At 45.4% G+C, this 17,300-nt stretch carries 19 protein-coding genes and 1 tRNA gene; 14 read left to right on the top strand and 6 right to left on the bottom strand.

Annotated elements, in window-relative coordinates; all coding sequences use genetic code 11:
• The first annotated feature begins 2 nt into the window (after positions 1–2).
• The 9 genes from HH196_RS05315 to gltX all read left to right on the top strand — a co-directional run bounded on the left by HH196_RS05315 (position 3) and on the right by gltX (position 10,091).
• Entirely contained in the window at positions 3–1,898 is a 1,896-nt protein-coding gene (locus tag HH196_RS05315; protein ID WP_169451123.1) for a TolC family protein, read from the top strand.
• Between the two features lie 8 nt (positions 1,899–1,906).
• On the top strand, positions 1,907–2,692 hold the full coding sequence (locus HH196_RS05310; RefSeq protein ID WP_169451122.1) for an efflux RND transporter periplasmic adaptor subunit: 786 nt from the start codon (positions 1,907–1,909) through the stop codon (positions 2,690–2,692).
• A 12-nt stretch (positions 2,693–2,704) separates the two neighbouring features.
• Entirely contained in the window at positions 2,705–4,030 is a 1,326-nt protein-coding gene (locus HH196_RS05305; protein ID WP_169451121.1) for an HlyD family efflux transporter periplasmic adaptor subunit, read from the top strand.
• Entirely contained in the window at positions 4,027–6,141 is a 2,115-nt protein-coding gene (locus HH196_RS05300) for an HlyD family efflux transporter periplasmic adaptor subunit (RefSeq protein WP_169451120.1), read from the top strand. The genes HH196_RS05305 and HH196_RS05300 overlap by 4 nt, the downstream gene beginning before the upstream one ends.
• A gap of 21 nt (positions 6,142–6,162) precedes the next feature.
• Positions 6,163–7,035, top strand: a complete 873-nt coding sequence (locus HH196_RS05295) for an amino acid ABC transporter substrate-binding protein (RefSeq protein WP_169451119.1) — start codon at positions 6,163–6,165, stop codon at positions 7,033–7,035.
• 67 nt (positions 7,036–7,102) lie between these two features.
• Positions 7,103–7,597 (top strand): invasion associated locus B family protein, encoded by a 495-nt coding sequence (locus HH196_RS05290; protein WP_169451118.1) that lies wholly within the window; start codon positions 7,103–7,105, stop codon positions 7,595–7,597.
• A 31-nt stretch (positions 7,598–7,628) separates the two neighbouring features.
• Positions 7,629–8,006 (top strand): hypothetical protein, encoded by a 378-nt coding sequence (locus tag HH196_RS05285; protein ID WP_169451117.1) that lies wholly within the window; start codon positions 7,629–7,631, stop codon positions 8,004–8,006.
• 54 nt (positions 8,007–8,060) lie between these two features.
• Positions 8,061–8,369 carry a hypothetical protein gene (locus tag HH196_RS05280; RefSeq protein ID WP_169451116.1) on the top strand — a complete coding sequence of 103 codons (309 nt, stop codon included), beginning with the start codon at positions 8,061–8,063 and terminating at the stop codon, positions 8,367–8,369.
• A gap of 237 nt (positions 8,370–8,606) precedes the next feature.
• On the top strand, positions 8,607–10,091 hold the full coding sequence (gltX, locus tag HH196_RS05275; protein WP_169451115.1) for a glutamate--tRNA ligase: 1,485 nt from the start codon (positions 8,607–8,609) through the stop codon (positions 10,089–10,091).
• A gap of 77 nt (positions 10,092–10,168) precedes the next feature.
• Here the strand turns inward: gltX and HH196_RS05270 are convergent, their stop codons facing one another.
• Positions 10,169–10,927, bottom strand: coding sequence for an IclR family transcriptional regulator (locus HH196_RS05270; RefSeq protein WP_169451114.1), 759 nt, complete (start codon positions 10,925–10,927; stop codon positions 10,169–10,171).
• A 164-nt stretch (positions 10,928–11,091) separates the two neighbouring features.
• Between HH196_RS05270 and HH196_RS05265 the strand changes: the two genes are divergently transcribed.
• Positions 11,092–11,167: transfer RNA gene (locus HH196_RS05265), tRNA-Ala, on the top strand.
• 6 nt (positions 11,168–11,173) lie between these two features.
• Here the strand turns inward: HH196_RS05265 and HH196_RS05260 are convergent.
• The 5 genes from HH196_RS05260 to HH196_RS05240 all read right to left on the bottom strand — a co-directional run bounded on the left by HH196_RS05260 (position 11,174) and on the right by HH196_RS05240 (position 13,460).
• Positions 11,174–11,488: a nucleotidyltransferase family protein gene (locus HH196_RS05260; RefSeq protein WP_169451113.1), complete on the bottom strand. Its 315-nt coding sequence runs from the start codon at positions 11,486–11,488 to the stop codon at positions 11,174–11,176.
• Positions 11,476–11,883, bottom strand: coding sequence for an HI0074 family nucleotidyltransferase substrate-binding subunit (locus HH196_RS05255; RefSeq protein ID WP_169451112.1), 408 nt, complete (start codon positions 11,881–11,883; stop codon positions 11,476–11,478). Before HH196_RS05255 ends, HH196_RS05260 begins: the two co-directional genes overlap by 13 nt.
• Before the next feature lie 80 nt (positions 11,884–11,963).
• The gene (locus HH196_RS05250; protein WP_169451111.1) at positions 11,964–12,233 is read right to left on the bottom strand and encodes a hypothetical protein; all 270 of its coding nucleotides are present in this window, start codon (positions 12,231–12,233) and stop codon (positions 11,964–11,966) included.
• Between the two features lie 2 nt (positions 12,234–12,235).
• Positions 12,236–13,129: a prenyltransferase gene (locus HH196_RS05245; protein ID WP_169451110.1), complete on the bottom strand. Its 894-nt coding sequence runs from the start codon at positions 13,127–13,129 to the stop codon at positions 12,236–12,238.
• Between the two features lie 88 nt (positions 13,130–13,217).
• Complete coding sequence (locus HH196_RS05240; protein WP_169451109.1) at positions 13,218–13,460, bottom strand: hypothetical protein; 243 nt, start codon at positions 13,458–13,460, stop codon at positions 13,218–13,220.
• Between the two features lie 249 nt (positions 13,461–13,709).
• Here HH196_RS05240 and HH196_RS05235 point away from each other — a divergent pair, with 249 nt between their 5' ends.
• The 4 genes from HH196_RS05235 (at position 13,710) to HH196_RS05220 (ending at position 17,283) form a co-directional block, all read left to right on the top strand.
• Positions 13,710–14,033, top strand: coding sequence for a DUF3301 domain-containing protein (locus tag HH196_RS05235; protein WP_169451108.1), 324 nt, complete (start codon positions 13,710–13,712; stop codon positions 14,031–14,033).
• A gap of 3 nt (positions 14,034–14,036) precedes the next feature.
• Positions 14,037–15,479 (top strand): YdiU family protein, encoded by a 1,443-nt coding sequence (locus HH196_RS05230; protein WP_169451107.1) that lies wholly within the window; start codon positions 14,037–14,039, stop codon positions 15,477–15,479.
• 45 nt (positions 15,480–15,524) lie between these two features.
• Complete coding sequence (locus HH196_RS05225) at positions 15,525–16,634, top strand: DUF2235 domain-containing protein (protein WP_169451106.1); 1,110 nt, start codon at positions 15,525–15,527, stop codon at positions 16,632–16,634.
• A 202-nt stretch (positions 16,635–16,836) separates the two neighbouring features.
• The gene (locus tag HH196_RS05220) at positions 16,837–17,283 is read left to right on the top strand and encodes a transposase (RefSeq protein ID WP_169451105.1); all 447 of its coding nucleotides are present in this window, start codon (positions 16,837–16,839) and stop codon (positions 17,281–17,283) included.
• Positions 17,284–17,300: the final 17 nt, after the last annotated feature.

Raw genomic sequence — 17,300 nt, 5'->3', positions numbered from 1 at the left:
GAATGATGATTTCAAAGAAAAGAGCAAACTTTCAAAAATTAGGTGTCGTTTCGTTGGCGGCACTAATTGCGGGCTGTTCTATCTCTCCAGAGGCTCTTACGACTTCAGATGTTCGTAAGCGAGTACAAGCAGACCAATTTACATTATTTTCTGCTCAGGATCCTATATTTGCACCAATCACCTTCGAAGAAGCACTAGCGCGTTCATTGAAATACAACATGGATTTGCGCTTGAAACTTATGGAAAGTGCACAGGGGCGTGGTTTAGCTGAATTAGCTTCGTATGACATGTTGCCAAATCTACTGGTGTCAGCAGGCTATACTCATAGAAATAATGTCAGCGCTTCGAAGTCTTATCGAGTTAGTAACACTGATGGTTCTATTATTGAGCCTACATCTACAGATTCTTACTCTGGTAGCCAACCAGAACATAACCGTACTCGTTCAGCAGAGTTTACTTGGAACGCTTTGGATTTAGGTATTGGTTACTACAGCGCAAAACAAAAGGCTAACCAAGTTCTAATTGCTGAAGAGCGTCGACGTCGTGTTGTTCAAAACATTCTAGCGGATGTTCGTTCTGCCTACTGGCGTGCGCTTGGTGCACAGCGTCTAGTTAAACAAGCGGATGAGCTGATTGAAGAGGTTAACAGTGCGCTTGAGCGTTCTCGTCGTGCTGAAGCAGAAGGTCTAGTACCACCGAAACAAGCGTTAACCTACCAGCGTCTATTAATCGATGCATTTGATCTACTAGCTAGCCGTCGTACAGAACTTGATCTGGCTAAGCGTGAGCTTGCAGCGCTTATGAACGTGACGCCAGGAGCTCAGTTCACAGTTGCTGAAGTTGATGAACCACTGCTAAAACCTGCTCCACTTAACGTTGCTGAACTTGAAGAACTAGCCTTGCAACAGCGTCCAGAACTTCGTCAAGAAGATTACAACGCTCGTATTACTGCAGACGAAGCTAAGAAACAACTGGTTTCATTGCTGCCTAATCCAGCACTTTCGCTTGGACTACAGTACGACTCTAATAAATACCTGTACGAAGATGATTGGATCCAAACGGGTGCAAGCATTAACTGGAACCTATTTAAACTTCTTAGCTACCGTACACTGGATGATACGCTCGAAGATCAGAAGACCGTTGACGATACTCGCCGTATGGCACTGTCGATCGCTGTGTTGACTCAGGTTCGAGTAGCTATTGAACGATACAAACTGACTCTAAAAGAACTCGATACAGCCGAAGAGTCTTTCCTAGTTGACCAGCGTATGGCGGCATTTGCTGAAGCGGCACAGGGTTCTGAGTTGAACGCAGAACTTGAAGTGATTCGTGCCAAGACGCGTGCGCTTAACTCTGAATTCAAACGCTACGGTGCCTATGCTGCGGCTCAGGCTGCTTTTGGTCGAATCTACAACTCAGTTGGCTTTGAGGTTATTCCAACAGGCCTAAACCAAGATGGCGCTCTAGCTGAAGTTGGTGGTGCTATTACAAATTACGTTGCTGAAGTTGAAGATAACTTCTTTGCACACGCTGATGTGATTCCGGTTGAACTACCTTCTATTAATTTGATGATGAACGGTGTTAGCGACGCTTCAAAAGCGGGTCTTTTGACGGCGATCGACGCTTTGCTTGAGCGTAATCAGCTAGAAACTAGCAACGATGCACTCTACATGTTGAATATGTCTCTTAACATTGAGCCTATTCAGCGCCGTGTTCGTCCAGCTAGCTGGGAGCTAAAACTGGTCGATGCCTTCGGCACTGTTGTTGATTCAGCTACTTATAGCTCTACTTTGGTCGCTAACCCTAGTGATCTTGTGATCCAAACATTTGCAGAATCAGCGGTTTTGGCAAACGTTGGCCAGATCCGTGGTTGGTTGGCAAACGCATCAACTAAATGAGATTGAGTATGGCTAATAAAGCTCTGCTTACTCTTGCTCTAGCGCTAGTTGCCACAAGTGGGGATCTAGCAGCAGCTGAATCAGAGAAACCCAGGATTATCAGTCAAATTGAGCAGCAGCTTGCTGCTCCAACGTCTGATAACCAGGTGCCTGCTTTGTTGATCGCACCTATTGAGACCACGCTTGCAAGCCCTATGTTTGGTCGTGTGGCTAAACATAATGTTTCACTTGGTTCGTCGTTTAAGAAGGGTGATCTATTGATCTCATTTGTCTGTGCTGACCGTGATGCTCAGGTGGGTATGGGTGAAGCTGAGTTTGCTGCTGCCCAAGTGGCTTATGAAAATAAGCTGAAGCTTCAAGGGCTGTCACAAGCGGGTGAGATCGAAGTGACGCTAGCAGCGACAGAAGCTAGTCGTACTAAGGCTCAGTTAGATTACTTTGAAGCTTTGGCAGACCAGTGTGATGTTCGTGCGCCTTTCTCTGGAAAGATTGCCAACGTTCGAGTGAATCCTCATCAGGGAGTTGCGCAGGGCGAACCTCTGGTTGATATCATCAGCACCAATGGGCTAAAAGCCGTTATGAACATCCCGGCGAGTTGGTTAAAAGAGGTTAAGCTGAAGGATGAGGTGATCCTGTCTATTTCTGAGACGGGTCAATCTTACGCTGCAAAACTTTCTGCAATCAACTCTACCGTAGATAGTGTCAGTCATACTATTAAGGTTGAAGCTGAAATTACTAAAGCGCCAAGCAACTTACTTCCTGGAATGAGCGGTAATGCTCAGTTCTCTCGCTAAGGGTTATTTTCTGTGGCCGAGTCTGTACTATCAGCCCTTTTAACGTTGAATCAACGTTTAATTAAAGCTGAAAATTTACAAGAGCTCGGCTTCATTATAGTTAATGATACTTGGCAAGTTTTAAAGTTCCGTCAGGCCTCGGTTTACCTTCCAACGAAGACTGGTCGATTAAAAATCTCTTCTGTAACAGGGTTAACGCCGACCAAAGAAGCGACCCCTTTCACGCTATGGCTAGATCGTGTTCAAAAATACCTTCTCAAGAATGGTTCGATAGTGTCCCCGCAGCCTTTCACTCAGCAAGATCTTCCAAATGACTTGGCTGATGGTTGGGGTGAGTGGTGGCCTGCGTTTGCTTATGTTGTCCCTGTTTTAGAGGCCAAAAAGTGCATTGGTGTGGTCTTTTTAGTTCGTGAAAAAGCATGGAGTGAAACAGACCAGCAACTTATCAATCTTTTAGCTGAACAGTGGCAGCACTGTATAGCGGCGCAGGTCAATCGTAAAAAACCTTCCCTTTTTGCACGCCTAACATCGACTAAGCCTATTCTCTGGGTCTGTTTAGCAGCGCTTATCGCGTCAGGTTTTATACCCGTTCGACTTACTGCTATGGCTGAAGCAGAAATCATCTCTTTAAACTCTGAAGTGGTGAGTTCACCTGCTGCTGGTGTCATAGAGCGGTTTTTTGTAGAACCAAACAACCCTGTGAAAGTAGGCGTACCACTGTTTGAGCTGGATCAGCGAGAGCTACAAAACGAAATTGCAGTTGCCAAGCAGACGATTGAGATAGCAAAGGCTGACCTACATCGTGCCCAGCAGCAATCTTTTAACGACTCACAGAGTAAAGCTGAGTTGGCCTCTTTACGCGGTAAACTGCGTGAACAAGAGTTAACACTCGCTTCGTTAAAAGATTTGTCGGATCGCATGGTTGCAAAAGCGAACCGTGATGGTCTATTTATCTATAGCGATAAAAACGATTGGTTAGGTAAACCGGTTGTAACAGGTGAGCGAGTAGCAGAACTGGCTGATGAAACTCGGTTAGGCGTTGCGCTTTGGTTGCCTGCAAATGATGCGATTAACCTTGAGCAGGGTGCGGATGTGCGCATATTCCTGCAGATTGATCCTCTCAATCCAATTGCCGCAACACTATCTAAAACAAGTTATCGAGTTAGCCAGTCACCAAATGGCATTGCAGCCTACTACTTGCGTGGTGAGTTACAAGAGAATCAATCACCACGAATCGGCTTACGTGGCGTCGCCAAAGTGTATGGTGAGGAGCGATCTTTAGCTTACTGGATGTTCCGTCGACCAATAGGGGGGCTTAGACAGTGGTTGGGTCTATGATTCCTCAAGAAGCTTTTATTGGCGCGGTACCTGCTTTGCGTGAAGATTTGCGCTTGCACACTGCTGCACCCCATGACGATGGTTCACCCTGTTGGACTATTCAGGACCCCATTACTAATCAGTTTTATCAGATCGGTTGGTTGGAGTTTGAACTCCTTTCACGATGGCGCTTAGGTAAAAAAGAGTCAATTCTTGAAAAGACAAACAAAGAAACACCTCTTAATGCTTCATCAGAAGAGCTAGAGGGGCTTTTAGAGTTTTTAACTAAGTCAAAACTTGTCGTGCAGCGGGGTTACGAGGCGACTTCGGCTTTGATCGAAGAGTCTAAAAAACGCAAATTACCTATTTGGAAACAGTTACTACATAACTACCTTTTTTTCAGGGTTCCGATTTTTCATCCGGATCGATTCCTTTCAGCTACTTACCCTTATGTGAAGGGGCTGTTTAGTCAAACTGCATTAATCGTATTGATGATTTCTGCCTTTGCTGCTTTCTATTTCACTGTGCAGCAATTCGATCTTTTTGCTGCGACCTTTGTTGATACTCTGACCCTTGAGGGTATTGCAGGTTATATGGTCGCGTTAATTATCACAAAAAGCTTGCATGAATTAGGCCATGCATACACTGCTACCCATTTTGGGACCCGTGTTTCTCATATGGGGGTTGCCTTTGTTGTTATGTGGCCCATGCTTTATACCGATACAGGCGAAACCTGGCGTTTAAAACGCTCTAAACATCGCTTGGGCATTGCGTCAGCAGGTGTTGCGACAGAGTTGTCTATCGCTGTCTTTGCTCTGCTTGCATGGAATTTAACACCCGATGGACCACTGCGTAATGGTCTGTTTTTTTTGGCTACGACAGCCTGGGTAATTTCGTTACTGATCAATGTGAGTCCATTCTTACGTTTTGATGGTTACTACATCCTTTCTGATTCCCTAAATATTCCAAACTTGCACCAACGCGCAGGGGATGCCGCAAAAACTTGCTTACGCCGTATTTTGTTGGGTTGGGATATCGAATACCCTGAGGTTACCTCTTCTCGTCGCCGTCGCTTCTACATAGGTTTTGCAATAGCGACTTGGTTCTATCGCGTCATTGTATTCATTGGAATTGCAGTAGCGGTCTACTACTTCTTTTTTAAAGCACTTGGGATCTTCTTAGGTATTGTCGAGATATGGTGGTTTGTTTTGCGCCCTGTATTTAAAGAGTTTGGTGTATGGAAAGAGGGTTGGGCCGGAACAAAATTGAATCGAAAACTGTTATTGATTTCACTTCTCGCTGGGCTCATCGCGTTAATGGTTATTCCATGGAAAAGCACAACTACTGCACCAGCCCTTTTAGAAGCAGAGAATGCTAGCTCGGTGTACGCATCTGGTTCAGGTGTGTTGCGAAGTATCCCCTTTGAGGGGCACTATTATGAACAGGGTGATGTACTGTTTGAGATTGAAGATTCTAGTTTGAGTTGGTCTGTCGCTCTTTCAAGATCACAAAAAGTTTCCATTGAAGAACAACTGACGAGTTTAATCGGCATTAGGGGTGGTGAGAGCGAGCGCGCCGGTCTTTTGGAACAGTGGAAAAAGATCGATGCTCAAGAGAAACAAGCTCTAGCACAGATAGACAAGCTTACAGTTGTAGCTTCGATGGCTGGTAGGGTGACTGACCTTGATCCCATGCTTGCTAAGGGTGTGTTTGTTAATGATCAATCGCCGCTAGCAACGTTAATTGATTCTAACCAAACAATAGTAGAAGCCTTTGTCCAACAGGATGAGATTGCGCTGATTGAAGAGGGTAATGCTGTTATTTTTTATTCAGCTAACAACCCAACTGACTCACTAGAAGGTAAAGTGATCAGCATTAATCACCAGCGCACAACAAATCTTCCAAGTGTTGCCCTAAGTGCAGCCTTTGGTGGTGAGGTATTAGTGGAGGCTGATCAGGAAGGTCTGACGCCTGCATCAACCCTCTATGGAGTAAAAATTAAGTTGGAACAGCTGCCTGAACAAAATACAGTTGGTGTTGGCTCTGCAGTCATTAATACACAGAGTCGTTCACTGATTGAAAGGTTGTTCAACGCAGTTGCCTCAGTAATCGTAAGAGAAATCAGTTTTTAAAGTTACTAACTGGAGATAAACATGAAAAAGCTAAGTTCACTACTTCTTGGTTTAAGCATCGCAGGTTCATCAGCTGTATACGCAGCCGATACTGAGACTAGCCGACTGGAACGTATCAAAGAGCACAAAACGATTATTTTGGGCTACTACGAGACGGGTATGCCGTTCAGCTACTTAGATAATAACGGTGTTCAGGGATTTGGTGCAGAGCTAAGCCAACGCATAGCTGAACAGGTTCGAATTGAACTGGGCTTGGATAAGCTTGAAATTCGTTGGAACCCTATGACAGTCTCTACTCGTATAGCATTGGTTTCTGCAAATGTTATTGATCTCGAGTGTACGTCTACCTCACATCAAAAAAGCCGTGAGCAGTTTGTAAATTTCTCCAATACCTTCTTCATCTCAAGCGATGCAATTGCATCTAAACAGGATAGTGGCATAGTTGATGCAGCGAGTGCAGCAGGCAAGCGCCTTGCTGTTGTTGAAGATTCTCGAAACGTTGCCAACGCCCAACCACTGAATGCTGAGCTTGTAAAGCTTCCGAACAACCCTCGTGCAATTGATGCTGTCGATAAAGGCGATGCTGATGGTTTCTTCAGTAACGTAGGTCTTGTTATGCGTGAAATGCTGCGTCTAAACGACTCAACTAGCTATCAGGTTAACCTAGTGGGTTCTAACCCTTCAGGTTATGCGTGTATGCTGCCTAAGGGTGATGCGGAATTTAAAGCCATTGCAGATCGTACGATTGCCGATTTGCAAACTAGTGGCGAGATGGAGCAGCTATTTAGTAAGTGGTTTGGTAGTGCAATTCCTCCATACGGCCGAAGTGCACAAGTTAAGATTGATGCTCTAAACAAAGAACTTTACGCTAATCCAAACGACACTGCATACTAATTAGTGTTTCTTACAGCGCTCTTTACCTATAGAGGGCGCTGTTTTGGTTTTATGTGTGAGGTTTAAGATGCGTTTAATACTCTCTTCACTTTTGTCTTTCTTTGTAGCAGTGACATTTTTAAATGCATTTGCTGAAGGTCCGGATGAGAAGACAACCAGTCAACGCTTCAAGGATTGGGAGTCGATCTGTGTTGAAAGAGCCGACGCTTCACAGTGTCGTGCTACTCAGACGCTTGGAAATCAACAGCGCCAAACTGTAGCGGTGTTAAATTGGTACCGTCCCAATGCAGAGGTGACTGTCTTTGAGCTGGCAGTTCCATTGATGGTTGATCTCTCTAAAGGGGTGTCGCTATCTTTTGAGGGAGGCCCAACGCTCAAGCGAGATGTGCGCTTCTGTAATAATGTTGCATGCTTTGTGCTTGCTGAGAACGACCAGGAGTTGCTGGATAACTTTAAGAAAGCCAGTGTCGGTACGCTAGCATTTACCCCAATTAGCCAGCAACAAAACAGCTTAGGTTTCTCCCTACAGGGCTTTAGTGCTGCTTATGATGGTCTAAAGTGATTCAACGTCTATACTTAGGTTAGAGGTAATTGTGATGATTGAATTTACATTAGTTTCTCTAGCTTTAGGTATAGTGTTGGTGCTCTTGGTTGTGGTTTGGAAAAGCAACCGACGACTCCACTTGGTTAAAGATCTTCGTTCAGGCGAACCTCAATATTATTGGGAGAGTTTAGAAGGTAAGGTACTTAGCCCTATATATGACAATGTAGTCCAAGCAAAGTATTGGTGGGTAAAGCATGAATTTTCTGAGTATAAAGGTGTTGAGCGGCGTCAGCGGCTTGATGACAGAAGACAAGACATAGATCGTAGGCAGTCATTGGATTCTAAGATTGACGTGTTCAATGATGCTGGTAATCAAGGGCGTCGACATACCGACAAAGATGTTGCGCCAGACATTGAACGCAAATAGTCTTTTGTTTTACCCTGAAACTCCCCACTGATTAAAACTTATATCGAGAACAATATGGCTGAAGATAACAAGACTGAAGTAACTGCTGATGAAAACCAACAGCAGATCCGTGGGCGCAGTGCGTTTAACGTTGAGCTTACACCTGCAGGTGTAGTCATTAATACGGTGTTTGTTGGTGAAGATGAGCAAGTTCGCCCATTGCCAGCTGTGTTCCCTAATCTTGAATATGCACTGAATCAGATTGATGCATTGCGCGGAATGGTAGTCAGTCAGTTCGCTCAGGCTGCAGAGCTAGGTATGAAATCGCTGCAAGCTCAGCAAGCTGCATCTGAAGAGGAAGCTCAAGAGAGCGAAAAGCACTAATTCGTAAAGTGGCGGCGGTCTGATCACCGTTGGAGCGGTCTAGAATAGGCCGCGAAGCTCTAATTTAAGTCTAATCGCCTCATCTTCGATAAGGCTCCAACAGGTTAAGTTCGCACCGTTGGAGAGGTCTAACGTAGGCGCGATAAACTCTGTACCTACAATCGATTTGTCGGTTTAAGATCTGACAACACTTCTTTATAATTCACGCCATTATTAATTTTCGGATCTATTAAGTTTATGACTGTTCGTACACGTGTTGCTCCATCTCCAACAGGCGATCCACACGTAGGTACTGCCTACATCGCATTGTTTAACCTTGCTTTTGCTCGCCAGCATGGCGGTCAGTTCATTCTGCGTATCGAGGATACCGATCAGACGCGTTCTACACCTGAGTCGGAGCAGGCGATCCTAGACTCTATGCGTTGGTTAGGTTTGGAGTGGGACGAAGGTCCAGACGTGGGTGGTCCGCACGGTCCTTACCGTCAGTCTGAGCGTAAAGATGCCTATAAAGACTTTGCGATGCGTCTTGTTGAAGAGGGTACTGCGTTCATCTGTTACCGTACCGGTGAAGAGCTTGATGAGCTGCGTGCCTCTCTAAAAGAGCAGGGTATTAACCGTGCGCTTAAAGAGTGTGACTTGGCACTACCTGCTGATGAAGTTGAAAAACGTCAGGCTGCAGGTGCGCCATTCGTTGTTCGTATGAAGGTGCCTGTCGAAGGTATCTGTGAAATCGACGATATGCTGCGTGGCACGATTGAACTAGATTGGGCGCTAGTCGACGCACAGATTCTTCTTAAGTCTGATGGTATGCCAACTTACCACCTAGCGAACGTTGTTGATGATCACCTGATGGAGATTACGCACGTTATCCGAGGTGAAGAGTGGATCAACTCAGCGCCTAAGCATAAGTTGCTATACCAGTACTTTGGCTGGGATATGCCTAAGCTGTGTCATATGCCGCTGCTACGTAACCCAGATAAATCGAAGCTCTCTAAGCGTAAGAACCCTACCTCAATCTTGTACTACAAGCGTATGGGCTACCTACCTGAAGCACTATTGAACTACCTCGGTCGTATGGGTTGGTCTATGCCAGATGAGTCTGAAAAGTTCACGCGTCAGCAGATGTTCGATAATTTCGATATTCAGCGTGTATCGCTTGGTGGTCCCGTTTTCGATCAGGAGAAGCTGAGCTGGTTGAACGGTCTATGGATTCGTGAAGAGCTAGATCCTGCCGCTTTTGCAGCTGAGTTCCAGAAGTGGGCACTCAACCCTGAGTACCTTATGCAGATTATTCCGCTGATTCAGCCGCGTGTTGAGAAGTTCTCGGATGTCGCACCTTTAGCAAGCTTCTTCTTATCAGGAATGATGCCAATTTCGCTGGAGAGCTTTGCACACAAATCACTCGACGAAGAGTCGGTGCGTCGTATTCTGCAGTTTGCAGTATGGCATCTGGATCAACAGCGCGCCTGGGACCGTGATTCACTCTTTAATAGCCTCAAAGGTTTGAGTGACGCGATGGATATTAAGATTCGTGATTTCCTGTTCCCGCTATTTGTGGCGATTGCAGGTACATCACAGTCTGTATCCGTTGTGGATTCGATGTCGATTCTAGGACCTGATATGAGCCGTGCACGTTTGCGTCATGCGCTGGATATCGTGGGTGGACCATCTAAGAAACAAACTAAGGTTTGGGAAAAAGAGTTCCAGACTCTACAGGCTTAAAGTTAGTTTTTCACTTCTTCAAACGCACCGGGGTCAGAGTCACATGAATGTGACTCTGACCCCAGCATAATCCCTGCTTAGCTTCGGTATCCTAGCTGTTCGGAAATTTGAGCGCCGACGCGTTTAATATCTTCAATCCACTCGGGTTTGCGGCGTTCAATCGGCGCAGATACTGAAAGCCCAGCAGCTACCTTACCGTTACGGTCGTATAACAGTACTCCGATACAACCTACGCCAATCTCTGCCTCTTCATTATCCAATGCATAGCCCTGTTCAACATTGATCAGGCAATCCTCTTTGAGTTTGTCGAGGTTGCTAAGTGTGTTTCGTGTGTATGCAGGCAGGTTGGTACGTTTGGCATACCCCTCAATCCCAGACTCCCCGCCTAGACCCAGCATCAGCTTACCTACTGCCGTTACGTGAAGCGGTGCGCGGCTGCCAATGAGCTGGTTTACATGCATCATGCGGTTTGGAGTAGCCTTCTCGAAATAGATGACAACATCGCCTTCTCGCAGGGTTAGGTTGACTGTTTCACCTGTTCTATCGCGTAGTGCTTCCATGTGGGGAAGGGCAACAGCTCGGATATCGATCTCAGAGTGAAGACCATTAGTCAGCTGAATAAGTTTCTGCCCGAGTCGGTATTCGCCGTTACCGTTATTCTCGACAAAATGGTTATCAATCAGAGAGTGCAGAATGCGGTGTACAGTCGAAGGGTGAAGACCCGTTTCAGCACTCAATATCTTAAGTTTTACAGGCTTTGAATAGCGCGCTAGTGCTTCTAGTATCTGTACTGCTCGATCAATAACTTGAATTTTAGAACCGCTGGTATCGCTCATTAGGCACTCCATTTATTGTCCATTTATTCTGCCTAACTATTCATATTGTGGAAATGGTTTCAGATAGTGGATTTCATATTGTGGGATGCTGGCTGGTACGACCAGCTAGTCAATAGAAGTTGAATTTAAGGCGATTCTTACCTATGATCGCATTTCCTTGCTGTGGGGCATTAGCTCAGCTGGGAGAGCGCTTCGCTGGCAGCGAAGAGGTCAGCGGTTCGATCCCGCTATGCTCCACCACTCCTATTACTGTATTCGAACGAAATTTTCGTTGATGATCGCTCGAAATCTCTCTGATGTCGTCGCCCAATCAGTAATGTCGACTGGCCATACAAGATTTGAACTATCAAATGCATCTTTAAGTCGTGCTGTTTCAGACAAGCTTAAAGGTGTGTGAGTAAGCAAAGCTAAATCCAGATCTGAGTATTTTCGGGGATTGCCTTTTACGCGTGAGCCAAAAGCTAGAACTGAAATATTAGGTACCTCAGCCGCTAATATCTTTTTAACTGTATTTAACTCAGCTTCACTAAGACTTAAGCTCTCAATACTTAGCTCTGGCATCTTTGTAAAAGTTCTTCTTTTAGATGGATTGTTTCTTCTATGAAGGCTGGAATACCGTTAACTACTTGAATTGCTATGTTCTCGTCATAGGTGTGACTGGTTTTACCTCTCATTTCACGGTAGGTGCTCCAATCAGACCAGTCTCCTTTAATAATTCCCTTGTCAGAGGCAAGACGAATTAAAGCCTGGAAACTAAGTTCATTGATTGACTCAGGGTTTGCCGAACTTTGAGAAAGGTAACGACGGATCATTTTATGTGAGAGTTCATAAGTAAACTCAAAACGTTGAATGAGTACGTCACGTACTTGTTCATCGGAGATATCAGATTGATATCTCGTCAGTCCTTCCACTAATTTGTTCAGTACGTTTGAGAATGGAGTTATATCGAGTTCCATAAGCTTTACTTGATTAAACTGATACAGCATATAAACATAATTATTATCTTATGTGCTCGAAATACGCTTTGTTTTGGAGATTATAGAATCACTCGCTCAAGTTTAATGTTATTCGCTGCCGCTGATTTAGCGATTAATCGCGCTTCGTGCTCTAAATCAACTGCTGAGCTGTAGCTCAGTGTCGCTGAGGCAAGATCTATCGAGATGGTCAGTTTGAACTTCTCGGCTGTGATGCGAATATAGAGAGCTCCCGGACGTGAAGGCTCGCGAACTACATTGTCAATTTGTGATTCGATCTCTGATGCGAACGCTTCTGCGCTCTCGCGGATAGATGCTTTGGTTTTGGCCATGTTTATGCAGTAACTATTGCTAATGAAACGAGTAAGGGGCTAATAAGAGTTAATCCAACGTTAGGCCCCATAGAGCCGAGAAGCTTACCGACATCTGAGTGATTTGCCACTACATCCCTCGATATTTTTATAGATGCGAATGTCACAGGTAACAGTAATACCCACTGCCAACTCGCTTCGATGAAATACAGTGTGAGGGCAAAGGCTATCAACATTGCCACGTTGAAAAGTAAGTAAACGATTGCCCCAGTTTTTGGTCCATAGGCGATCAGCAAATGATTCCTTCCGGCGGCTTTGTCAGCCTCAATGTCAGGGAACTGGTTGAGCAGCAGCAGGTTGTTGACTAGGAAGAAGGGCACTAGGCTAGCTACCAATGTCAGTACCGAAGTCTCACCCGATAAAGCAATCTCGGTACCCAGAATCATCACAGGCCCGAAACCGAAACCTGCTGAAACTAAACAGGCAAATGGATATTTGTTGAGTACTGGCGTATAGGCAAGTACGACTAATATTCCTGCCAAACCTAGGTAAATAAGCTCGCTGCCTCTAAGTGATATTAGGTATAACCCAATTGCTGTTGTAACCGTCAGCGTGCCAAGGGCTATATAAAGCACCTTGTTTGCCGCTCCAGGTATTGCTGGTAAAGAGCCACTCCCGCCACTAAAAGGGGTGCGTTGCGTATTCAAATCCAGTCCCGATCTGAAGTCATGATACTCATTGAGCATATTGACGCTTATATGCGCTAGCAATCCTGCAATCAAAACAAGTGCAACCAGACCCATATCAAGTGTTGAATGACGAGCAGCCGCTGCGATCCCTATGGATAGACAAGCGGGTGTAAGGATAAGGAAGTTGGGTCTAGCAGTGCCGATAATTGCTTTAATCTGAGCGTTCATGGAACGCAATGTAGCAGGGGAGTGTTACATTTAGAAGCTTAAAGAGATGTAGGGATCAGGTCTAAAAGCTCTGATCCCTGGTAAGAATTTATTTCTTACCTTTTTTGAACTGCTTTTTAAGCTGGCTGCTTGAACCATCGCCAGACTTCTTCATGGTTTTAGTCTGCGTTTTGGTTTGTGTCATCGTGCCAGTACCTGCCGCTGTTCCATCCGCAGAGTGGATCATCAATTTCTGCTGGGTTTGCGTCTGCAGAGCTTCATCCGCTACTGCTGCGTTGATTGATGCTGTTGCGATGGTTGCTGCGAAAACGGCTGTTAGGATCTTTTTCATAATGAACTCCAATATGTAAATCGACGTATGTTGTTTCGATGGAGTTATTGTTGCGCAGATAAATGTTAAGTAGGGTTTAGTTTGCGTAAAGTTTGGTAAAGGTCACCACCCCTGCGGGGAGGTTCGTACAAGATTTTTGTAGGAGGTTCCTCGAAGAGGTGCCGACTCGTTATTCTTATTAATGTTTATATCGCCATCTATCGCTAACTTAGTTAGGCTATAAACCATTAAAATTCATTGGATTAAATCGTGTATATCGAGCTTTCAGATCTATTTCTTCTTTTCATTGTTGGTGCTGTTGTCCTCTTTTGGTATCAGGGTTTGCAGGTGCGCGAACATGCACTGCGCGCGGTTGAGAACTACTGTAACAAGCTGGGTCTACAGTTATTAGATCAGAATGTCTCTTTGCGCCGTTTCTGGTTACGTCGTGATGATAAGGGCCATTTGAAGGCTTGGCGTCGCTACAACTTTGAATTTACGACCACAGGTGATGAACGCTATTCCGGGCAGGTCTCGTTACTGGGTAACCGCCTTGAAGATATTCAATCTGAAGCACACCGTTTTAGCGACTAGTCTATGAGTTTTAACTTTGATAACAGCTATGCAACGCTTCCAGAACATTGGTTTGAAAAGAGCAAACCAACGCCGTTAAAAGATACCCATCTCATTAGCTTTAACGCGCCGCTTGCCCAACAACTTGGTTTAAATCCCTGTGATTGGACCCCCTCTAAGCTGGTATCGGCATTTACCTCTGAGACACTGCTGGAAGGGTTAGATCCTCTGGCAATGAAATATACCGGCCACCAATTTGGAGTATATAACCCAGACCTAGGCGATGGCCGCGGTCTTCTCTTAGGAGAGCACCTATCTCCTGATGGCCTGCGCTGGGATCTCCATTTAAAAGGGGCTGGCCAAACGCGCTACTCGCGATTTGCAGACGGGCGTGCAGTGCTTCGTTCAAGTATTCGTGAATTCCTTGTGAGTGAGGCGATGCATGGCTTAGGAATTCCTACCACACGTGCACTTGCGATATTTGGTAGTGAACAATACACCATGCGCAACGGAGCAGAGCCCTGCGCTATGGTACTTCGTGTCACGCCGTGCCATATCCGCTTTGGTCACTTCGAATACTTCTACTACAGCAGGCAACATGACGACCTGCAGTTGCTCGCTGACTATGTGATTGAACGTTACTACCCAGAATTCCAGCAAGCAACAAACCCTTACTTAGCCATGTACCAAGAGGTAGTGAAGCGAAGTGCTAATTTGGTTGCCCTATGGCAGAGCTATGGCTTTGTTCACGGAGTGATGAATACCGACAATATGTCGATTATTGGTGAGTCTTTCGATTACGGCCCATTTACCTTTATGGACAGATACGAGCCCGATCATATCGCCAATAAGAACGACCATCAGGGTCGTTATGCCTTTAGTAATCAGCCATCCATGATGCAGTGGAATCTTGCAGCGCTAGCACAGTCTCTCTTACCCCTGATTCCTAAAGAGGAGTTGGAAAAGGTATTAGAGGGGTATGCAGAGCTCTACTTCAATGCCTTCTATGCTCAGATGAGAGCACGTCTAGCGTTGCCTGGTAGTGGACTCGAGCATCGTGAGCTCATCGATCAATTTTTGAATCTGCTTGCTGAATTGGGTGGTGATCTCAATCGAGCCATTCGGCTACTGGTTGAAGAGCAGCCGTTAGGTGATGCTATAGGTATTCAAGAGGGCGCTGCTGACGCTTTTTCTGATTGGCTAGTTAGATATCAGGAAGCTAAACAGAGAGAGCCAAGTTCTCTCAATAGTCGTGTTGAGACGGCAAAATCGAAAAACCCTGTCTACACTTTACGTAATTACATGTGCCAAGAGGCCATTCGTGATGCCCAAGATGGGGATTATCGTAAAGTGAATGATCTGTTGGCGCTGGTTCGTGAACCGACCAAGTTCTCTAAGAGTATGGCTGAGTATGCCGGAACACCGCCCGATTGGGCCGCAGGGATTATGTTGACCTGCTCTTCCTAATTACTCTTCCAAATTAGAGGTCGCTTGGTCAATTAGGAAACACCAATGCGACATCTAGTTATAGCGTTTGATGGCACCTGGGAGGCGCCGGATAACGACTTCAGTGACGGCAATCAAAATACCCATGTCAGTCGTCTTGTTAACCATCTTAATAGTCAGACGCTAGATGGCGTTGAACAGATGTACTTCTATCAGCCAGGTGTAGGTACCCATTTCTGGGATCGATTTCGAGGAGGAGTGTTTGGGTGGGGATTGTCCGAGAAGATACTTCAGGCCTATCAATGGCTAGGCACACACTATCGCTTTGGCGATAAGGTATTTTTGGTAGGTTACAGTCGAGGCGCCTATGCTGCGCGCAGTCTATCTGGATTGATTGATCGAGTTGGCCTCCTTAAAACAGCCCATATCGACAGGGTAAAAGATGCTTACAGTATCTATCGCCGCAGTCAGCGTCGCGAGGCTAATGAGTTTAAACGGCGCTTCAGCGATACCATCGAAATAGAAGCGATTGCTGTTTGGGATACGGTTGGTTCGCTTGGTATCCCACTCAAAAGCTTTCAAGGTTTGAATCGGCACTTATGGCAGTTCCACGACACCAAACTCGCATCTAATGTTCGTAATGGTTTTCATGCGTTGGCGATAGATGAACATCGTCCCGATTTCAAACCAACCCTCTGGTCTCCAAATAGAAGTGAACAAAGAATAGAACAACGTTGGTTTGCAGGTTCTCACTCTGATATCGGGGGAGGTAGAGCTGAGAGCGGCCTATCTGCGCTTAGCTTCCAGTGGATGGTTTCAGAGCTCACTAACTTAGGGCTTTCAATTGAGCCCAGCCACTTTGCATCTAGCCACTTCAATCCCTTTGATTCGTTTAATGAGTTCCTAGCAGGTATCTACGATCTATTTCGTGATCGACAGTATCGAATTTTAGGAAGCTTACCGCAGGGGAGTGAGGTCCTGGACCCCAGTGTCTTTCATCTAATTGAGAAAGGTGAGTATCAGCCTAAGAATAAGGTGCAGGAGTATTTGAAGCCGGTTGAAGGATTTGTTGGTGAGTTGGGTAGGGTGGCAGAGAGTAGTGTCAGACCAGAGGTCGGACACCGAGACTTGCGAAGTTTCTGCGTGCAAGGGTATGACACTACTCTAAGTGCTTGATAATGATAATTTGGTCACCACCCCTGCGGGGAGGTTCGTACAGAGTATGATGTAGGAGGTTCCTCGAAGAGGTGCCGACTCGGGTCACCACCCCTGCGGGGAAGTTCGTACAGAGTGTATTTAAGAGGTTCCTACAGAGTGTGTTGTAGGAGGTTCCTCGAAGAGGTGCCGACATCAATAAAATAACATCAAGGATGATGGTATGAATAATAAGCCTGGATACAGCTCTTTGCGTAAGGGAAGAGTATCTATACCTAATCAGATTTACCATTTGACCGCATCAACTCTGAATAGAGTCAATTATTTTTCAAATTTTGAATTGGCACAATTCTTATCTAAGAAGCTTTATCGCACTGAGCAACAAACGCTAGCGTTCGTTGTTATGCCGGACCATTTTCATTGGCTTGTGCAAATAGATGATAACGTTGCTCAGTTGGGTGATCTTATAAAGTCTCTTAAAGTTTCGACTATCCGGTTTTCTAATAACGAAAATATAGAACTGAGTTGGCAGAAGGGTTTTTACGATAGAGCGATTAGAAAAGAGGAAGATCTTGAGGATGTGGCTAGATATATCGTGATGAATCCAGTTCGAGCGGGGATTGTTAAATCTGTTCGCACTTATCCATTTTGGAATGCTGTTTGGTTATGAAATATTTGGTCACCGCC

Source organism: Marinobacterium sp. LSUCC0821, from assembly GCF_012848475.1.
Taxonomy (GTDB): Bacteria; Pseudomonadota; Gammaproteobacteria; order Pseudomonadales; family Balneatricaceae; genus Marinobacterium_E.
The sequence above is the reverse complement of the archived record's forward strand: the minus strand, read 5'-3'. Positions and strand labels throughout refer to the sequence as shown.

Excerpts from the sequence above, each read along its gene's own strand:
- gltX (WP_169451115.1), top strand. The coding sequence starts at position 8,607 with ATGACTGTTCGTACACGTGTTGCTCCATCTCCAACAGGCGATCCACAC.
- HH196_RS05290 (WP_169451118.1), top strand. The coding sequence starts at position 7,103 with ATGCGTTTAATACTCTCTTCACTTTTGTCTTTCTTTGTAGCAGTGACA.
- HH196_RS05240 (WP_169451109.1), bottom strand. The coding sequence starts at position 13,460 with ATGAAAAAGATCCTAACAGCCGTTTTCGCAGCAACCATCGCAACAGCA.
- HH196_RS05250 (WP_169451111.1), bottom strand. The coding sequence starts at position 12,233 with ATGGCCAAAACCAAAGCATCTATCCGCGAGAGCGCAGAAGCGTTCGCA.
- HH196_RS05245 (WP_169451110.1), bottom strand. The coding sequence starts at position 13,129 with ATGAACGCTCAGATTAAAGCAATTATCGGCACTGCTAGACCCAACTTC.
- HH196_RS05295 (WP_169451119.1), top strand. The coding sequence starts at position 6,163 with ATGAAAAAGCTAAGTTCACTACTTCTTGGTTTAAGCATCGCAGGTTCA.
- HH196_RS05280 (WP_169451116.1), top strand. The coding sequence starts at position 8,061 with ATGGCTGAAGATAACAAGACTGAAGTAACTGCTGATGAAAACCAACAG.
- HH196_RS05225 (WP_169451106.1), top strand. The coding sequence starts at position 15,525 with ATGCGACATCTAGTTATAGCGTTTGATGGCACCTGGGAGGCGCCGGAT.
- HH196_RS05300 (WP_169451120.1), top strand. The coding sequence starts at position 4,027 with ATGATTCCTCAAGAAGCTTTTATTGGCGCGGTACCTGCTTTGCGTGAA.
- HH196_RS05270 (WP_169451114.1), bottom strand. The coding sequence starts at position 10,927 with ATGAGCGATACCAGCGGTTCTAAAATTCAAGTTATTGATCGAGCAGTA.
- HH196_RS05315 (WP_169451123.1), top strand. The coding sequence starts at position 3 with ATGATGATTTCAAAGAAAAGAGCAAACTTTCAAAAATTAGGTGTCGTT.
- HH196_RS05230 (WP_169451107.1), top strand. The coding sequence starts at position 14,037 with ATGAGTTTTAACTTTGATAACAGCTATGCAACGCTTCCAGAACATTGG.
- HH196_RS05255 (WP_169451112.1), bottom strand. The coding sequence starts at position 11,883 with ATGGAACTCGATATAACTCCATTCTCAAACGTACTGAACAAATTAGTG.
- HH196_RS05220 (WP_169451105.1), top strand. The coding sequence starts at position 16,837 with ATGAATAATAAGCCTGGATACAGCTCTTTGCGTAAGGGAAGAGTATCT.
- HH196_RS05260 (WP_169451113.1), bottom strand. The coding sequence starts at position 11,488 with ATGCCAGAGCTAAGTATTGAGAGCTTAAGTCTTAGTGAAGCTGAGTTA.
- HH196_RS05310 (WP_169451122.1), top strand. The coding sequence starts at position 1,907 with ATGGCTAATAAAGCTCTGCTTACTCTTGCTCTAGCGCTAGTTGCCACA.